The 18,660-nt window shown below is 62.8% G+C and carries 17 protein-coding genes; 16 read left to right on the forward strand and 1 reads right to left on the reverse strand.

What is annotated here, in order from left to right:
• Positions 1-17 precede the first annotated feature (17 nt).
• On the forward strand, positions 18-1,496 hold the full coding sequence (gene der / locus H7847_RS12290; RefSeq protein ID WP_227269776.1) for a ribosome biogenesis GTPase Der: 1,479 nt from the start codon (positions 18-20) through the stop codon (positions 1,494-1,496).
• A gap of 8 nt (positions 1,497-1,504) precedes the next feature.
• On the opposite strand, the gene H7847_RS12295 is transcribed toward der, so the two are convergent.
• Positions 1,505-2,209: a hypothetical protein gene (locus H7847_RS12295; RefSeq protein ID WP_227269777.1), complete on the reverse strand. Its 705-nt coding sequence runs from the start codon at positions 2,207-2,209 to the stop codon at positions 1,505-1,507.
• 116 nt (positions 2,210-2,325) lie between these two features.
• On the opposite strand from H7847_RS12295, the gene H7847_RS12300 reads away from it, so the two are divergent.
• The 15 genes from H7847_RS12300 to ribD all read left to right on the forward strand — a co-directional run bounded on the left by H7847_RS12300 (position 2,326) and on the right by ribD (position 18,643).
• On the forward strand, positions 2,326-3,456 hold the full coding sequence (locus tag H7847_RS12300; RefSeq protein WP_227269778.1) for a DUF2235 domain-containing protein: 1,131 nt from the start codon (positions 2,326-2,328) through the stop codon (positions 3,454-3,456).
• A gap of 69 nt (positions 3,457-3,525) precedes the next feature.
• Positions 3,526-4,014: a hypothetical protein gene (locus H7847_RS12305; protein ID WP_227269779.1), complete on the forward strand. Its 489-nt coding sequence runs from the start codon at positions 3,526-3,528 to the stop codon at positions 4,012-4,014.
• Between the two features lie 169 nt (positions 4,015-4,183).
• Complete coding sequence (locus H7847_RS12310) at positions 4,184-5,623, forward strand: Glu/Leu/Phe/Val family dehydrogenase (protein WP_227269780.1); 1,440 nt, start codon at positions 4,184-4,186, stop codon at positions 5,621-5,623.
• A 93-nt stretch (positions 5,624-5,716) separates the two neighbouring features.
• Entirely contained in the window at positions 5,717-6,298 is a 582-nt protein-coding gene (locus H7847_RS12315; protein ID WP_227269781.1) for a DUF6151 family protein, read from the forward strand.
• A 115-nt stretch (positions 6,299-6,413) separates the two neighbouring features.
• A complete protein-coding gene (locus H7847_RS12320; protein ID WP_227269782.1) occupies positions 6,414-7,664 on the forward strand; it encodes a sarcosine oxidase subunit beta family protein in 1,251 nt (416 codons plus the stop codon).
• A 47-nt stretch (positions 7,665-7,711) separates the two neighbouring features.
• Complete coding sequence (locus H7847_RS12325) at positions 7,712-7,981, forward strand: sarcosine oxidase subunit delta (RefSeq protein WP_227269783.1); 270 nt, start codon at positions 7,712-7,714, stop codon at positions 7,979-7,981.
• Positions 7,978-10,905 (forward strand): sarcosine oxidase subunit alpha family protein, encoded by a 2,928-nt coding sequence (locus tag H7847_RS12330; protein WP_227269784.1) that lies wholly within the window; start codon positions 7,978-7,980, stop codon positions 10,903-10,905. The genes H7847_RS12325 and H7847_RS12330 overlap by 4 nt, the downstream gene beginning before the upstream one ends.
• Entirely contained in the window at positions 10,898-11,443 is a 546-nt protein-coding gene (locus tag H7847_RS12335; RefSeq protein WP_227269785.1) for a sarcosine oxidase subunit gamma, read from the forward strand. The genes H7847_RS12330 and H7847_RS12335 overlap by 8 nt, the downstream gene beginning before the upstream one ends.
• A 32-nt stretch (positions 11,444-11,475) precedes the next feature.
• The gene (locus tag H7847_RS12340; protein ID WP_227269786.1) at positions 11,476-11,778 is read left to right on the forward strand and encodes a hypothetical protein; all 303 of its coding nucleotides are present in this window, start codon (positions 11,476-11,478) and stop codon (positions 11,776-11,778) included.
• Between the two features lie 72 nt (positions 11,779-11,850).
• Positions 11,851-13,809, forward strand: a complete 1,959-nt coding sequence (dnaG, locus tag H7847_RS12345) for a DNA primase (RefSeq protein WP_227269787.1) — start codon at positions 11,851-11,853, stop codon at positions 13,807-13,809.
• A gap of 122 nt (positions 13,810-13,931) precedes the next feature.
• A complete protein-coding gene (gene rpoD, locus H7847_RS12350) occupies positions 13,932-15,914 on the forward strand; it encodes an RNA polymerase sigma factor RpoD (RefSeq protein WP_227269788.1) in 1,983 nt (660 codons plus the stop codon).
• 163 nt (positions 15,915-16,077) lie between these two features.
• Positions 16,078-16,491, forward strand: coding sequence for a hypothetical protein (locus tag H7847_RS12355; protein WP_227269789.1), 414 nt, complete (start codon positions 16,078-16,080; stop codon positions 16,489-16,491).
• Between the two features lie 36 nt (positions 16,492-16,527).
• Positions 16,528-16,947 (forward strand): secondary thiamine-phosphate synthase enzyme YjbQ, encoded by a 420-nt coding sequence (locus H7847_RS12360; protein WP_227269790.1) that lies wholly within the window; start codon positions 16,528-16,530, stop codon positions 16,945-16,947.
• 134 nt (positions 16,948-17,081) lie between these two features.
• On the forward strand, positions 17,082-17,549 hold the full coding sequence (gene nrdR, locus H7847_RS12365; RefSeq protein ID WP_227269791.1) for a transcriptional regulator NrdR: 468 nt from the start codon (positions 17,082-17,084) through the stop codon (positions 17,547-17,549).
• A gap of 17 nt (positions 17,550-17,566) precedes the next feature.
• Positions 17,567-18,643: a bifunctional diaminohydroxyphosphoribosylaminopyrimidine deaminase/5-amino-6-(5-phosphoribosylamino)uracil reductase RibD gene (gene ribD, locus H7847_RS12370; RefSeq protein ID WP_227269870.1), complete on the forward strand. Its 1,077-nt coding sequence runs from the start codon at positions 17,567-17,569 to the stop codon at positions 18,641-18,643.
• The last annotated feature ends 17 nt before the right edge of the window (positions 18,644-18,660 follow it).

Here is an 18,660-nt window from a genome sequence, read left to right on the forward strand (position 1 = left end):
GGCTCGGAGCCCGTCACATGTCTTTCACGCTCGCCATCGTAGGGCGGCCCAATGTGGGCAAATCCACGCTGTTCAACCGGTTGGTTGGCAAACGGCTGGCGCTGGTCGATGACCAGCCCGGCGTCACGCGTGACCTGCGCGAAGGCGATGCGCGCCTGGCTGACCTGCGCTTTACGGTGATTGACACCGCGGGCCTCGAAGAGGTGACCGACGACAGCCTTCAGGGCCGCATGCGCCGCCTGACAGAGCGGGCGGTGGATATGGCCGACATCTGCCTCTTCATGGTGGATGCGCGGGTGGGCATCACACCCTCTGATCTGGTCTTTGCCGATATTCTGCGCAAACGGGCCGATCACGTCATTCTGGCCGCCAACAAGGCCGAAGGGGCGGCGGCGGATGCGGGCGTCATCGAAGCCTACAGTCTGGGGCTGGGAGAGCCTATTCGCCTGTCGGCAGAACACGGCGAAGGGCTCAACGATCTCTATACGCACCTGATGCCGCTGGCCGATGCCTACGCGGACCGCGCGGTCGCGGATACTCCCGAGACAGATGTGACCCTTGACGAGGATGACGGGGACATGGACGCTGCGATCCCCATGCCAACGGTCAACAAGCCGCTGCAGGTGGCCGTGGTGGGCCGGCCCAATGCGGGCAAGTCGACGCTCATCAATCAGATCTTGGGCGAGGATCGTTTGCTCACCGGGCCGGAGGCGGGGATCACCCGCGATGCGATCTCGCTGCGCACGGAATGGGCGGGCCCTGACGGCACGACACTGCCGATGCGCATCTTTGACACCGCAGGCATGCGCAAGAAAGCCAAGGTGCAGGAAAAGCTGGAAAAGCTGTCGGTGGGTGACGGGCTGCGCGCGGTCAAGTTTGCCGAGGTTGTGGTGGTGCTGCTGGATGCGGCGACCCCCTTTGAGCAGCAAGACCTGCGCATTGCCGATCTGGCGGAGCGCGAAGGCCGGGCCGTCGTCGTCGCGGTGAACAAATGGGACATTGAGGACAACAAACAGGCCAAGCTCAAGGATCTGCGCGAGAGCTTCGAGCGGCTCTTGCCGCAACTGCGCGGCGCCCCTCTGGTGACCGTTTCAGCGCGCACGGGGCGCGGTCTCGACCGGCTGCATGGTGCGATCCTGCGCGCCTATGAAACCTGGAACCGGCGCGTGACCACAGCGCAGTTGAACCGCTGGTTGTCGGGCATGGTCGAGGCGCATCCGCCGCCCGCCCCACAGGGCAAGCGGATCAAGCTGCGCTACATGACACAGGCCAAGACACGCCCACCCGGCTTTGTGGTGATGTGCTCGCATCCCGACAAGGTGCCCGAGAGCTACAGTCGCTATCTTGTCAACGGCTTGCGGCTCGACTTTGAGATGCCCGGCACGCCGATCCGGCTCTGGATGCGGGGCCAGAACGAGGCCAACCCTTATAAAGGGCGTAAGAAAGCACCGCCGTCGAAGCTGCGCAAACATACCGACGGACGCCGCCGGGATTAGCGCGCACGTCAGGCCGGGCGCGCGGCTTTCCAGACCGGCCGGAGCAGGGCGAGCGCGCCCCCGCCCGCGAGGGCTGCGACCGTCGGATTGCTGTCGATGTTCTGCACCACGATGGCAACAAGGGCCCAGATGGCGGCGAGACCGTAGCTGGGTGCCCGGCCCAGCTGGCTTTGCACCGCAGAAGCTATCACCAGCGCAAGGAACACGAATAGGAAGGCGGCAGCCTCTGCACTGATGTAGCCGTATCCGGCGGCCACCAGCCCGAGGGCCACACAGCTCGCCGCGCTCAGCCAGCCTGCATAAAGGCCAACCGGGGCGAGGGCCCAGCCGGTGTCATGGTTGGGCGCACGAAAGAGCGCGATCAGGGCGGGGATCAGCATCACCCAGATCAGGACCGCGGCCCAGACCGGGCTCAGAACGGCCACCGGCAGCCAGACCGATCCGACCGCGAGCGAGACGCAGAGCGGCAGGCGCATGGCGTGCCAGGCGGGATCCTCCGCCCGGCGCCAAAGGCCATAGATCATACCCAGCAGCAGCCAGCTGTAAATGAGCCCCCAGATCGCAAAGGCGTAGCCCGCGGGCTGCACCGGCGGGTTGTCTTGCGGTATGGGGAACTGCTCGGCGTCAAACCCGCCGAAATCCGGCACCCAGAGGGTTGAGCCCGCAAAGGTCAGGCACAGTAAAACGGTCAAGGCGGCGATTGGCTTTTGCATGGGATGTTCCTTTCAGACCTCGGGCGGATCTGCAACAGATTAAGGGCGCGCACGGTGCGCTAACCGCTTCGCGAGGGTTTGACCTATAGGTCTAAGGCCCAAAACCGGAGAAGCAAATGGCCGTGATTGCGATATTCTGCGATGGCACGTGGAGCAGCCTCGACAGCAAGGATCAGACCCATGTGGCGCGTCTGGCCAGCGCCTGCGCACAGACCAAAACCCAAAAGGTGATCTATGTCGAAGGGGTCGGCACCGACAGTGGCCGGATCAGCGATCTGGGCAGGTGGCTCAGCCGGGTCGGGGGCGGGCTCTTTGGCTGGGGGTTGAATGGCAATATCAGGGCGGCTTATCTTGCGCTCTGCCGCCTCTACCAGCCCGGCGACAAGATCATGATCTTCGGCTTTTCGCGCGGGGCCTATACCGCCCGGTCGCTGGTGGGGATGATCCGAAAATGCGGTATCCTGGCAGACCCGACAGCGCGCAACGCGCGGCGCGCGTTTCGTCTTTACCGTGCGCGCGGGGCCCGTAACGCGCCCGACACACGCCGCATCTGGCGCGCGCGTCGCTGGCTGTCGCCGGACTATGCCACCAGCCCGCAGGACGTCATCTGGCGGGACGATCACAGCTATCTGGTCCGCATCACCTATCTGGGGGTCTGGGACACGGTCGGGGCCCTGGGCATTCCCAAAAGCATCCTGGGGCGCGTCGCCTCGCTGTGGAATGAGCGGTATGCCTTTCACGACACCTCGCTGTCGCGGCTGGTGGAGCAGGCGCGGCACGCGGTGGCCCTGGATGAAAAGCGGGTGCCTTATGCGCCCAGCCTGTGGGACAATCTGGAGCCTGCCGGCGACGATCCGGGCCTGAACCGGGGGGACATCAGCGCGGATCGCTTTTATCAGCAACTCTGGTTTCCGGGCAACCATGCTGTCATCGGCGGATCGGCGACGACACAGGGGTTGGCGGCGATCCCGCTGGTCTGGATCTGGCAAGGGGCCGCCCGCGCGGGCCTTGTGGCGACCGCAGGCAGCCCTATTCCGCCGGTGCCCCCTGACGCCGTCGAACCGGCTGAGGATCTTTATGAGGTCGGTGCGCTCTACCGGCTTTTGCCCTGGCTTGTGCAGTGGCGTCGCGGGCCCAAGGACCCACATGCTCTCCATAATGCCGCACGTCTGCGCATGATGATGCTCCCGGACTATCGTCCGGTTTCTCTGGCCGGGCTGCTGCGCGGGCTTTTTCGGGCCGGCTAGAGGCGTTTGCGCTTGTGAGCGCCCGCCCGGGCGGGGTAGGGAAGGCGTCAATCCCCGATGAGGCGCAGTATGGCAGAGCAACCCCAAGACGAAGTATTGGCCCGCGTGGCCGCCTCTGCCGGGCGGCGCATTCTGGGGATCGGCATGCTCGCGTTTCTTGCGGTGCTGGTGATCTATGTGGCGATTGTCTCGCCACCGACCCTGGGCTGGCAGATCTTTCTGATCGCTCTGGGCGCAATTGCGCTGATGATCGCCAACGCAATGCGCAAATCCACCCGACACACGCTGGAGCTGACCCGCACCGAACTGCGGGATGATGCGGGGACTGTTATCGTGAAGCTGGAGGACGTGACCTCCATTGATCGCGGGGCCTTTGCCTTCAAACCGTCGAACGGGTTTCTGTTGCGGCTTGGCAAGCCGCATGCGCGCGACTGGCGGCCCGGCCTATGGTGGCGCTCTGCCACGCGGATCGGGGTCGGCGGCATGACGCCGATGCGTCCGACCAAATACATGGCCGAAGTCATTGCGATCATCATCGCTGAGCGCGACGGCGAGTAACAACGCCCTGCGGCCCGCTTGCACGCAGCCGGTCTTCATATGCCCTTAACACAAATCGGTTTAGCTTTCGTAAACTGCCCAAGAAACTGGCAATTACGCCGGGGCAGGCATAGGGTCCGATGATCAATGAGCGTTGCATCTGCGGTCAAGGATGCATTTCAACAGGAGAATGAATGTGAACCAACCTGCCTCTGAGCCGAGTTTTCGCGAAAGCGTCGATCAAATGTTCAACCGCGCTGTCGGATTGATGGATCTCTCGCCGGGGCTGGAGGAAAAGATCAGGGTGTGTAACGCGACCTATACCGTGCGGTTCGGTGTGCGCCTGCGTGGCGAGATCAAGACCTTCACCGGCTACCGCTCGGTTCATTCCGAACATATGGAACCGGTCAAGGGGGGCATCCGGTTTTCCATGGAGGTCAATCAGGACGAGGTCGAGGCTCTTGCCGCGCTGATGACCTACAAATGCGCCTTGGTGGAGGCGCCCTTTGGCGGCTCCAAAGGCGGGCTTTGCATTGATCCGCGGGAATACAACGCCCAGGAGATGGAGCTTATCACCCGGCGCTTTGCCTATGAGCTTATCAAGCGCGACCTCATCAACCCCAGCCAGAACGTGCCGGCCCCCGACATGGGCACCGGCGAGCGTGAGATGGCGTGGATTGCGGACCAGTACAAACGCATGAATACCACCGACATCAACGGCAACGCCTGTGTGACGGGTAAGCCCTTGAATTCAGGTGGTATCTCTGGCCGGGTCGAGGCCACGGGACGGGGCGTGCAATATGCGCTGCGCGAATTCTTCCGCGATCCGCAGGGCCTCAAGAAAGCAGGTCTGACCGGCACGCTTGAAGGCAAGCGGGTGATTGTGCAGGGCCTCGGCAACGTGGGCTATCACGCGGCCAAGTTCCTCGGCGAAGAAGACGGCAGCGTGATCGTCGGGATCATCGAACATGACGGTGCGCTCTACAATGCCAAAGGTCTCGATGTTGAGAAGGTCCGCGCGTGGATTTCCAAGCATGGCGGCATCGCGGGCTATTCAGATCGCCATCAGGTGGCCGAAGGCAACAAAGTTCTGGAAGAGCCCTGCGATATCCTTATTCCCGCCGCGCTGGAGGGGGTTATCAACCTTCAGAATGCCCGGAAAATTCAGGCACCGCTGATCATCGAGGCTGCAAACGGGCCCGTGACCGCAGGGGCGGATGAAATCCTGCGCGAACGCGGCACGGTCATCATCCCCGATATGTACGCCAACGCAGGCGGTGTGACGGTAAGCTATTTCGAATGGGTCAAGAACCTCAGCCACATCCGCTTTGGCCGGATGCAGCGGCGACAGGAAGAATCGCGCCACCAGCTGTTGATCAACGAGCTGGAACGGCTGTCGCGCGACAAGGAGCTGAACTGGGAGCTGAGTCCGAACTTCAAGGAGAAATACCTGCGCGGTGCGGATGAGCTGGAACTTGTCCGCTCAGGCCTCGATGACACGATGCGGATCGCTTACCAATCCATGGCCCGGGTCTGGCATGAACGCGACGAGGTCGAGGATCTGCGCACCGCGGCCTATCTGGTCGCCATCGAGAAGGTCGCGGCCAGCTATCAGGCCAAGGGCTTGTGACGCGGCATCCTGCAGCGTAGTCTTTTGCTTGACGACCGAATGAAATCTGACCCGGCCAGTCAACTCTGGGTCTGAAACGTAAGTGTTAAGAACATGACTGATATCGCATTCGCATGTGCCTGCGGCACGCTGAAGGGTGTTTTGCACGAGGTGTCACCGACGAGCGTCTGCCATCTGATGTGCTACTGCAAAGACTGCCGGGCTTTTGCGCGGCACATGGGGCACGCAGAGGCGCTGGAGCCGGGCGGCGGAAGCCCCATCGTCCAGGTTCTGCCCGCCCGGATTGAGATCACCGAAGGGGCCGCGCAAATCGCCTGCCTGCGGTTGTCGCCAAAGGGGCTGCACCGCTGGTATGCGGCATGCTGCAAGACCCCGCTGGCCAATACGCCGGGCAGCGCGCGGATTCCGGTCGCGGGCATGTGGCGGCCGCTGTTTGATCGCACGGACGCATTTGGCCCGGTGGTGGCTTACGGTTTCACCAAGGCGGCGCTGCCCGGCGGGCCCCGCAAGGACAGGGGGCTGTCGCGTATGCTGGGCGGGCTGCTCAAGAGGTCACTGGCCGCCTATCTCAATGGCACGGCGCGTCAAAGCCCGTTCTTTGATGCCACGGGCGCGCCGGTTGTTGCACCGCAGGTGATCAGCAAAGAGGCGCGCAAAGCTGCTTACGCGGACTGACCTGCTGTTTTGGCAATCAAATGATCCGTCTGCGACATCGGATGTCTGATTTGGTCTCGGATGCTGCTGAAAACTGCTGCTAGGCTGTGACAAAAGTCAGGGAGCCTGTCTGTCGATGTTTTCTGGTCTGCGGATATTTAAAGAAGGCCTTACGGGCAACACCGGCTGGTCGCCGCACTGGCGCGATCCGGCCCCCAAGGCAGAATACGACGCTGTCATCATCGGTGGCGGTGGTCACGGACTGTCGACCGCTTACTACCTTGCCAAGAACCACCGCATGACCAATATCGCGGTTCTTGAAAAGGGCTACATCGGCAGCGGCAACATCGGGCGCAACACGACGATCATTCGCGCCAATTACTACCTCCCCGGCAATTCGGAATTCTACAGCCATTCGCTGAAGCTGTGGGAGGGGCTGGAGCAGGAGCTGAACTACAATGCCATGGTGTCCCAGCGCGGCGTCATAAATCTGTTCCATTCGGACGGTCAGCGAGATGCCTTCGTGCGGCGCGGCAATGCGATGCGCGCGCAGGGCGACGATGCGGAGCTGCTCGACCCTGAGGGGGTGCGCCGCTACCTGCCGTACCTGGACTTTGACAACACGCGGTTTCCGATCTACGGCGGCCTGTTGCATGCCCGTGGCGGGACCGCGCGGCACGACGCGGTGGCCTGGGGATATGCGCGCGGCGCGGATCGGCTGGGCGTCGACCTCATCCAGAATTGCGAGGTCACCGGCATCGACATTGAAAGCGGCGTTGTCCGCGGCGTCCAGACCGCCCGCGGGCCGATCAAAGCCAAAAAGGTCAGCATTGTCACCGCAGGCCGGTCGGGTCAGGTGGCGGCGCTGGCGGGCCTGCGTTTGCCCATCGAGAGCCACGTCCTGCAGGCCTTTGTGACCGAGGGGCTGAAACCCTGCATCGACCATGTGGTCAGTTTCGGCATGGGGCATTTCTACATCAGCCAGTCCGACAAGGGGGGGCTCGTGTTTGGCGGCGATCTGGATTTCTACGCCTCATACGCACAGCGCGGCAACCTGCCGATGGCCGAACATGTGATGGAGGCGGGGATGACCCTGATGCCGATGATCGGCAAGGCCAAGGTCTTGCGGTCATGGGGCGGGATCATGGATATGACCCCGGATGGCTCGCCCATCATCGATAAGACGGATACGTATGGTCTCTTTCTCGACTGTGGCTGGTGCTATGGCGGTTTCAAGGCGGTGCCGGCGTCAGGGTATGCCCTTGCCCATCTGATGGCGACGGGTGTGCCGCACGAAACGGCGCGCGGCTTTCGGCTGGACCGGTTCCGGGACGGGCATGGGCTGATGGACGAGGAAGGCACCGGCGCGCAGCACAACCTGCATTAGCAAGATGCAAGTCCGGGATTTAATAAGATGACGAAGATGGATATCAGATGAGGTTGACCTGTCCACTCTGCGGCGACCGTGATCGCCGGGAATTTTACTACCGGGGGGCTGCCGTTGCATTGCACCGCCCGGCGCCGGACGCAGGTGTCGCCGCATGGGATGACTATGTGCATCTGCGGGACAACCCTGCCGGAGAAACCCGCGACCTTTGGCATCACGAGGCAGGCTGCGGTGCCTGGCTGGTTGTGACCCGCCATACGGTAACGCATGCCGTGCTTGAGGTCGCCTTGGCGCAGGATGAGGGTGCCGCTGGATGAGGATTGACGGCAAAGGCCTGGTGGATCGCAGCAGCCCGATCCGGTTTCAGTTCGACGGGATCGGCCATACCGGCTTTGCCGGAGACACTTTCGCCTCGGCGCTGCTGGCCAAGGGGCAGCGGCTGATGGCCCGGTCGTTTAAATACCACCGCCCGCGCGGCGTGATGACTGCGGGCAGCGAGGAGCCGAATGCGCTTGTCACGGTGGGCACGGGGGCGGCACAGGAGCCCAACCTGCGTGCCACCACGCTGGAGATCTACCACGGGCTGGAGGTGCGCAGCCAGAACGCCTGGCCCTCGCTGTCTTTTGACGTGATGGCGGTCAATGATGCGCTCTGGCCGTTTCTGGGGGCGGGGTTCTACTATAAGACTTTCATGTGGCCGCGCAGTTTCTGGGAACACCTCTACGAGCCGCTGATCCGGCGGGCCGCCGGTCTGGGCGCGCTCAGCGGCCAAAGCGTGGCGGAGCGCTACGAGAAGGCCTTTGCCTTCTGCGATCTGCTGGTGATTGGTGCAGGGCCGACCGGGCTGATGGCGGCGCTCACGGCGGGGCGGGCGGGGGCCGATGTGATCCTCGCTGACGAAGACAGCCTGCCCGGCGGTCGCCTCAATGCCGAGCGCCATGCGGTGGGGGATATGGCGGGTAGCGATTGGGCGGCCCAAGCCACGGTGGAGCTGCGGGCGATGCCGAATGTGCGTGTCATGACACGCACCTGCGTGACCGGGGCCTACGATCAGGGCACCTATGGCGCGCTCGAACGCGGGGCGGGAGCACCGCAGCCGGGCCGCCCGCGCGAGACCTTCTGGCGGATCGTAGCCAAGCGTAGCGTTCTGGCCGCCGGCGCGCTGGAGCGGCAGATCGCCTTTGCGGACAACGACCGACCCGGCATCATGACGGCGGGGGCCGTGCGCGCCTATCTCAACCGCTGGGGTGTTGCGGCGGGCCGGCGGGTGGCCGTCTTCGGCAACAACAATGACGCGCACCGCACGGCGCTGGATCTGCGGGCAGCCGGGGTTGAGGTCGTGGCCCTTATCGACCCGCGCCCCAAGGCAAGTGGACCAAAAGGCGACTTTCCCCTCTATGCAGGTGCGATGGTCGAAGGCACGCGCGGATGGCTCGGCCTGAGGGAAATCACGGTAAAGACCGGGGGCGGTATCGTACGGCTTGCGGTGGATTGCCTTGCGGTCTCCGGCGGGTGGAACCCCACGGTGCATCTAACCTGCCATATGAACGGCAAACCGACGTGGTGCGACGCGATTGCCAGCTTTGTGCCGACACCGGGGGCGGTTCCGGGACTGGTCGCGGCGGGGGCTTGTGCCGGGGCCTTCAGCACAGCCGCCTGTCTGGCCGCGGGCGCGCAGGCGGCGCGTGATGCGCTGGCAGAGATTGGGGTGACCTCCGCACCACCCGATGTCCCGGAGGCAGATGACACCCCCTACCGGATTGAGCCGTTTTGGGCGGTGCCGGGGGCCGGACGCGCCTGGCTCGACTACCAGAACGACGTCACGCTCAAGGATATCAAACAGGCCGCAACCGAAAACTTCCGCTCGGTCGAGCACATGAAACGCTACACCACACAAGGCATGGCGACCGATCAGGGCAAGAATTCCAACGTGGCGGCGCTCGCGCTGCTGGCCGACGCCACCGGACGGGGTATCCCCGAGACCGGCAACACGACCTTCCGGCCGCCCTACACACCTGTGTCGATCGCCGCCATGGGCGCGGGAGGGCAGGGCATGGGCTTTGCCCCCCGCCGCTTCACCACCTCGCATGCGGCAAGCGTGCAACGGGACGCCCCGATGGTCGAGGCCGGACTGTGGTACCGGCCGAGTTACTTCCCGGCCGCCGGTGAAACCACCTGGCGGGAAGCCTGCGACCGCGAGGTGCGGCTGGTGCGCGAAAAGGTCGGTGTCTGTGATGTCTCCACCCTTGGCAAGATCGATATTCAGGGCCCGGACGCGGCGACATTCCTGGATATCGTCTACACAAACACCTTCTCGACTTTGCAGGTCGGGCGGGTGCGCTACGGTCTGATGCTGCGTGAAGATGGTCATGTCATGGACGACGGCACCAGCGCGCGTCTGGGCGAGACCCATTTCCTGATGACCACAACCACCGCAGCGGCGGGGCTGGTCCTGCGGCATCTGGAGTTTGTGCATCAGGCACTGCGGCCTGATCTGGACGTTCGGTTCGCTTCCGTGACCGAGCAGTGGGCGCAGTTTGCGGTTGCGGGGCCAAAGTCACGGACGCTCCTGAACGACCTGTTGGACAGGCCTCTCGACAATGAAACCTGGCCTTTCATGACCTGTGGCCCGATCACTCTCGGAGGTGTCGAAGGCCGGTTGTTCAGGATTTCGTTCTCGGGGGAACATGCCTATGAGATCGCGGTCCCGGCCCGCTTCGGCGCGTCTCTGTTCGACACGCTGGTCGCACGGGCGGAGGCTCTGGGAGGCGGGGCCTACGGGATGGAGGCGCTCAACGTGCTGCGCATTGAAAAGGGGCATCTCACCCATGCTGAAATCCATGGGGCCACCACCGCCTTTGACATCGGGTTTGACCGGATGGTGAGCGCCAACAAGGATTGTATCGGCAAGACGATGGCTGCACGACCGGGGCTGACCGATCCGAACCGGCAACAGCTTGTGGGGCTGCGGCCTCTGGACCGGGCGGTGGAGCTCACGGCGGGGGCGCATCTTTTTGACCGCGCGGCCCCGGCCCGGCGCGCGCACGATCAGGGCTATGTCACCTCGGTGGCCTTCTCGCCCACGCTGGGGCACGCCATCGGACTGGGGTTTCTCAGCCGCGGGCGGGACCGGCACGGCGAGGTGGTGCGGGTGGTGGATGCGCTGCGCGGGAAAGAGACGTTGGCTGAAGTCTGCCCGCCGGTCTTTGTCGATCCCCAAGGAGGACGCCTGCGTGGTTGATCTTGAGGCGAAGAAACCCTGCGCGGGGCTTTTGCCGGTCGCGCACCCCGGCACGGAATTGGTTGAGGTTGACCTCGGGGCGCTGACCTCCATCGCCCCTTTTGCCGGTCAGCAGGACGCCGTCTCGGTGGCGCTGCAGAACGCCTATCGTCTGGGTTTTCCCGCGCCCAACCGCACCACCGGCACCAAGGACAGGCGACTGATCTGGTTCGGGCGGCAGATGGTCTTGCTCGCGGGCCCCGCACCCGCTGCCGCTTTGCAAAAAAATGCCGCCCTGACCGATCAGACGGATGCCTGGGCCAGCGTCTCGCTGTCCGGTAACAGGGCCGAAGATGTCCTGGCCCGACTGGTGCCCATTGACCTGAGACGCGCGCAGTTTGGAACGGGCCACACGGCGCGGACGCTGCTGGGGCATATGAACGCCTCCATCACCCGCACAGGGGCGGACCGGTTCCTGATCCTGGTGTTTCGGTCCATGGCGGTCACACTCGTGCACGATCTCAATCAGGCTATGGAAGCTGTCGCGGCACGGCGTTAAACTGGCCTCGAATGCATATCAGGAGTTCTACCATGTTGCGTCTATCTCTCGCGGCCGTTCTGGCCTTTAGTGCTCTCCCCGCCGTTGCGCAAAGCGACAAAGAAGTGAGCTGCGGCTACCAGGCCCAGGTTGTCGCGGCTGTTCAGCAGGCCCGACTGGATCGGGTGGAGGAACGCAGCGTGCAGAAAACCATCCTCGACAGTGACCCGGAGTGGCCCGCGAACTTTAACAATGCCATCCCGCTGATCACGCCCTGGGTCTACGAGATGCCGATGAAGGATGTTCGGGAAAACGACCTGAGCGACGTGTGGAACGAGCTTTGTCTGCAGCAATAGCGACACAGAACAGGTCAGAGGCAGGCCGTGTCATGACTGGACTCTCGACCCCGCTGCCTTGATACTTGCGGCATGAGCCTGCCGCCCGGATTCCTTGACGAATTGAGATCGAGATCGAGCCTGACACAGGTGGTCGGTCGTAAGGTCATGTGGGACGCGCGCAAGTCCAATCAGGGCAAGGGCGACATGTGGGCCCCATGCCCCTTCCATCAGGAAAAGTCGGCCTCTTTCCACGTCGATGATCGCAAGGGATTTTATTACTGCTTTGGCTGTCACGCTAAGGGGGATGCTATTTCCTTCGTGCGCGAGACTGAAAACGTGGGCTTCATGGAAGCGGTGGAAATCCTGGCGCGCGAGGCAGGCATGCCGATGCCGGAACGGGACCCGAAAGCGCAGGAAAAGGCCGATCTGCGCACGCAGCTGACGGAGGTGATGGAGCTTGCGGTCAAGTTCTTCCGGCTTCAGCTCAACACCGGGGCGGCTGCCGATGCGCGCGCCTATCTGGCGCGTCGCGGCCTGGGACCACAGGTGCTGGAGCGGTGGGAGATCGGCTTTGCCCCCGACCAGTGGCAGGGGTTGTGGGACCACCTCAAGGCCAAGGATGTGGCGGATGATCTGATCCTCGGGGCCGGTCTGGCCAAACCCTCCAGCAAGGGCGGCAAGCCCTATGACACGTTTCGCGGTCGGATCATCTATCCGATCCGAGATGCGCGGGGGCGGGCGATTGCCTTTGGCGGACGGGCGATGGACCCCAATGACAATGCCAAATACCTCAATTCCCCCGAAACTGCGCTTTTTGACAAAGGTCGCAGCCTTTATAATCAGGCCCCGGCGCGGACGGCTGCGGGCAAGGGCCAGCCGCTGATCGTGGCCGAAGGCTACATGGATGTGATCGCGCTGGCCTCCGCGGGGTTCGAGGCGGCGGTCGCCCCGCTCGGGACGGCGATCACGGAAAACCAGCTGCAGATGCTGTGGCGGATCGCGCCCGAGCCGATTATCGCGCTGGACGGGGATACCGCGGGCCTGCGGGCGGCGATGCGGCTGATCGATCTGGCCCTGCCACTGGTGCAGGCCGGGCAATCCTTGCGGTTTGCGATCATGCCGCCGGGCCAGGACCCGGATGATCTGCTGCGCGCGCAGGGGGCGGGCGCGCTGCAAAAGCTGCTGGATGCGGCCCTGCCGATGGTGCGTCTGCTCTGGCAGCGCGAGACCGAGGGGCGTGTGTTTGACAGCCCTGAACGCAAGGCAGCCCTCGACAAGGCGCTGCGCGAAAAGATCATGCTTATCAAGGATCCCTCGATCCGAAGCCATTACGGGCAGGAGATCAAGGACCTGCGCTGGCAACTCTTTCGGCCGCAGCGTCAGGGGGGCGGCAAGGGCCGGGCCGGGGGCGCGTCGCGCTGGCATGCAGCGCCGCAACATGCCTTGGCGAGCACCAAGGCCTCGACCCTGGCGACGGCGCAGAGCCCCGACATCGCCGAGCACATGCGCGAGGCGGTTATCCTTGCAGCGCTTGCAAAATGCCCGCAGGTGATCGAGGGGTTCGAAGTGGAACTGGAGCGCATGCGCTGCATTGATCCGGTGCATGCGGGTCTGCGGGATATGCTGTTGCGTTACATGTCCGCCACACCTGACGATTTAAGGGACAAAATCGCGCAGGCGATTGGGCCGGACGCCCTTGAAAACCTGCTGGGTCAGAGCCATGTGGCAATTGTGCCCTGCATCCGTACCCCAGGAGACCCGGAAAAGGTCCGGATGACGGTGGCCGAAGAACTGGCAAAGCTTCAGGCGGCGCGGGGGCTCGATGCGGAAATAGCAGAAGCGGCAGAGGATTTGAGCGGTGTTGCGGACGAAGGTCTGACGTGGCGCTTGTCCGAAGCTGCAAAGGCTGCCGACAAGGCTTTGAGAAGCGGGCAGGAGGACCGGGCCGAGTATGAAATTGGAGACAACGGTGCGCGAATCAGCCGGGACGAACGGAGCGCGTTGGATGCACTCCTTGCGACGATAAAGTCGCGGAAACCGCATGGTTAACGATATTTGAACGCAAAACCATGAATTATTAAGTCTTAACGGCTGGCCGAATCAGCCAAAACACGAGATGATTCTCTTGTGATTCGGGCGAGCGAATCGGTGTTACCTGTGAGGAGCAGTCTATGGCCGCGAAAGATACCAACGAAGACGCAAAGCCAGACGATCAGGAAGCGGGCCACTCGCTTGATATGAGTCAAGCCGCCGTCAAGAAGATGATCGGCGAGGCGCGCGAAAAAGGCTACATCACTTACGATCAGCTGAACACGGTTCTGCCCCCGGATCAGGTGAGTTCCGAACAGATCGAAGACGTGATGTCGATGCTCTCCGAGATGGGCATCAACATCATCGAAGACGAGGACGCCGAGGAAGAAGAAGCCAAGGGCTCCACGGAGCTGACCACGACGGAAGGCACCCGCGAGGTCACGCTAGGCTCTGGCACGGCGGAAAAGCTCGACCGTACCGACGATCCTGTGCGGATGTATTTGCGCGAGATGGGCTCGGTCGAGCTGCTGAGCCGCGAGGGCGAGATCGCGATTGCCAAGCGGATCGAGGCCGGGCGGAACACCATGATCGCGGGGCTTTGCGAAAGCCCGCTGACGTTTCAGGCGATCACGATCTGGCGCGATGAACTTTTGTCCGAAGACATTCTGCTGCGCGATGTGATCGACTTGGAAGCCACTTTCGGCAACCAGTTGGATGAGGATGGTGGCGTCGATGAGCCGGTGGTCTCGGGGGACGGGGCCCCCGCCAAGAAAGACGAGGCGACCCCCGAGCTTGACGCGGACGGTAACCCGATTGCCCAGGACGACGAGGACGACGAGGACGAACAGGCAAACATGAGCCTGGCGGCCATGGAAGCAGCCTTGAAGCCGCAGGTGCTCGAAGCGCTCGACATCATTGCCGGCGACTACGCAAAGCTGAGCGAAATGCAGGACAGCCGCATTTCCGCGACGCTCAATGAGGACGGCAGCTTTAGCGCGACGGATGAGGGGCTCTATCAGAAACTGCGCGCCGAGATCGTGCTGCTGGTGAACGAGCTGCATCTGCACAACAATCGGATCGAGGCCCTGATCGACCAGCTTTACGGGATCAACCGCCGGATCATGCAGATTGACAGTGCCATGGTCAAACTGGCGGATCAGGCCCGGATCAACCGCCGCGAGTTCGTGGATGAATACCGTGGCTACGAGCTTGATCCGAACTGGATGGAGCGGATGGCGGAAAAGTCCGGTCGGGGCTGGCAGATGTTCATCGAGCGCTCCACCGACAAGGTGGAAGAGCTGCGCACCGATATGGCGCAGGTCGGGCAATATGTGGGCCTTGATATCTCTGAATTCCGCCGCATCGTTCAGCAGGTCCAGAAGGGTGAAAAAGAAGCCCGTCAGGCCAAGAAGGAAATGGTCGAGGCGAACCTGCGTCTGGTGATCTCCATCGCGAAAAAATACACCAACCGCGGCCTGCAATTCCTTGATCTCATTCAGGAAGGCAACATCGGTCTGATGAAGGCGGTGGACAAGTTCGAATACCGCCGCGGCTATAAATTCTCCACCTATGCGACCTGGTGGATTCGCCAGGCGATCACGCGGTCCATCGCGGATCAGGCCCGCACGATCCGTATTCCGGTGCATATGATCGAGACGATCAACAAGCTGGTCCGGACCGGTCGCCAGATGCTGCACGAGATTGGCCGTGAACCGACGCCGGAAGAACTGGCCGAAAAGCTGCAGATGCCGCTGGAGAAAGTCCGCAAGGTGATGAAGATCGCCAAGGAGCCGATCTCGCTGGAGACGCCGATTGGCGACGAGGAAGATTCGCAGCTTGGCGATTTCATCGAGGACAAGAACGCGGTTTTGCCGCTGGACAGCGCCATTCAGGAAAACCTGAAAGAGACCACGACTCGCGTGCTGGCCTCACTCACGCCGCGTGAAGAGCGCGTGCTGCGCATGCGCTTCGGCATCGGGATGAACACCGACCACACACTCGAAGAGGTGGGCCAGCAGTTCAGCGTGACCCGCGAGCGTATCCGCCAGATCGAAGCGAAAGCGCTGCGCAAGCTCAAGCACCCGAGCCGGTCGCGCAAGCTGCGGTCCTTTTTGGATCAGTAAGACCCTGCCTTCAGGGCACATCAGGGGATACGGGCAAGGGCGGTCGCATGGCCGCCCTTTTTGCGTGGCAGCGATCACATCAGACGTCAACAGGTTGGGACTTTGAGCGAAGCGGTTCTTAGACTATTGCTAAAAAAGCTCGTTGGTCGCGTCGGAGGATTACATGCGCAGGTTTCTTATCGGTTTGGTGATCGCGTCCATGGGTTTACCCGCCGCCGCGAATGTCTATCGGACGGTCAACCGTCTTTATGTCGTACCAATCACAGCAGACACGTTTGAGGTGATCGAAGACCGAGGCGTGGGCGCGCGTGGCATCTGGTGTGCGGCTGCGGATTACACGCGCGCGGCAGGACTGGATGGGCTGAGAAAGCGCCTCTACATCGTGGAGCCGCGCGGCCCCTCAAGGACAATGGCCAACCAGATCGGTGTCGTTTTCACGGTCAACCCCGATGAGCAGATGCGCAACACCCCGTCTTCCTACTCCGTCTCGGTGAAACGCAGGGGGGAAAACCTGGGCGTTGGCCATGCCTATAATTTTTGCGAGACCCTGCTGGATGAGCTTTTTGACCGTTTTTAGAAAGGTGCAACTCGCGCCAGCGGCACAGAGGTAGACATGCAGACCATCTTCGAGATCAACACCCATGGCCCCGGTCTTTACGAATGTACCGCCCCGATCACGCGGTGGCTCTCCGGGCAGTTGGAGGGTGTGCTGGTCCTGATGGTCCAGCACACCTCCGCATCGCTCCTGATCCAGGAAAATGCAGATCCCGATGTTCAGCGGGACCTTCAGGCGTTTTTCCACCGCCTCGTGCCACCGTCCGATGACCCGCATATGGCCTATCTGCGGCACAGGGCGGAAGGCCCCGATGATATGCCTGCCCATATCAAAGCGGCGATGATGCCCGTCAGCCTCTGCATTCCGGTATCGGCCGGGCGGCCTGCGTTGGGAACATGGCAGGGGATTTATCTCTTTGAGCATCGGGACCGACCCCATCGGCGTCAGATCGTCGGTCAGTTTCTGGCTGACCGATAAGACACGGTTTTTGCCACAACATGTGGGCAGGCATTTCACCTCTACCCAAAACCTAGCAGCTCGCCTATAAGTGTGGATAAGTGGGGCAACGATCCCACAACGAGAGGCAGAGACTGAAATAAGGGGGACGGCCCATGCGCTGCCCGTTTTGCGGAAATATCGATACTCAGGTTAAAGACAGCCGCCCGGCGGAGGATCATGTATCGATCCGGCGCAGACGTTTTTGCCCCGCCTGTGGCGGACGTTTTACGACGTATGAACGTGTCCAGCTGCGCGATCTGGTGGTTATAAAATCGACCGGCAAGCGCGAGGATTTTGACCGCGACAAGCTGGAAAGATCCATCCGGATTTCGATGCAGAAACGCCCCATCGATCCTGAGCGGATCGACCAGATGATCTCCGGTATCGTGCGACGGCTGGAAAGCATGGGGGAGACCGATATCGGCTCCAAACAGATCGGTGAGATCGTGATGGAGGCGTTGGCGCGGATTGATACCGTGGCTTATGTGCGGTTTGCCAGCGTCTACAAGAATTTCCAGGCGGCCGATGACTTTGACAAATTTGTCAGTGAGTTGCGGCCTGACGTGCCGCCGGAAGAGTGATCGACTCCGCACGCCACATGGCGCTTGCGCTGTCCTTGGGGCGGCGCGGACAGGGGCGTGTCTGGCCGAACCCAGCGGTTGGCTGCGTGATCGTCAAAAAGGGCCGCATCGTCGGGCGCGGCTGGACGCAGCCCGGCGGCCGCCCGCATGCGGAAACGCTGGCGCTGGCGCAGGCCGGGGCTGAGGCGCGGGGCGCTGATGTTTTTGTCTCGCTGGAGCCTTGCGCCCACCATGGCAAGACCCCGCCTTGTGCCAAGGCCCTGATCGAGGCAGGCGTGGCGCGTGTCTTCATGGCCACCGAAGACCCCGATCCAAGGGTCAGCGGCGCAGGCGCGCGGATGCTGTCAGACGCCGGGATCGAGGTGCAGACGGGTCTGGCAGAGGCGCAGGCCTACCACGACAACGCAGGTTTCTTTGCCCGGATCGACTTGGACCGTCCCTTTGTGACGCTGAAACTCGCCAGCAGCTTTGACGGTCGGATTGCCACGGCGACGGGAGAAAGCAAGTGGATCACAGGCTCGGCGGCCCGGCGCGCGGTGCATGCGCTGCGGGCGCGGCATGACGCGGTCATGATCGGCGGCGGCACGGCCCGCAAAGATGATCCTGCGCTGACCGTGCGCGATTTGGGTACCTCCTGGCAGCCCGCGCGTGTTGTCATCAGCAGGCGGTTGGATTTACCGCTTTTGGGGGTCATCGCCCGCACCGCCAAGGAGACACCGGTTATCCTGTGTCATGGGCATGACGCGGACCCGCATCTGATCCAGACCTGGCGGGATCTGGGGGCTGACCTCTTGGCCTGTCAGTCTGCGGGCAGTCAGCTTGATCCGGCGGATGTTCTGCGGCAGCTCGCCGGCTACGGGCTGACGCGTGTGTTCTGTGAAGGGGGCAGCGCCCTGGCAGCCTCCTTGCTGGAGGCGGATCTGGTGGACGAGCTGGTCGGCTTCACCGCCGGGGTGGCCATCGGGGCCGAAGGGCTGCCGTCGATCGGCGCTTTGGGTCTGGGTCGGCTGGAAGAGGCGCCGCGGTATGCGCTGCAACGCAGCCATCCGGTGGGTGGCGATGTCCTGCATGTCTGGGCGCGTGCACGAGCGTGATTCGGTAAAAAGGCCGA

This window comes from Roseobacter weihaiensis (genome assembly GCF_020622345.1).
Taxonomy (GTDB): Bacteria; Pseudomonadota; Alphaproteobacteria; order Rhodobacterales; family Rhodobacteraceae; genus Roseobacter; species Roseobacter weihaiensis.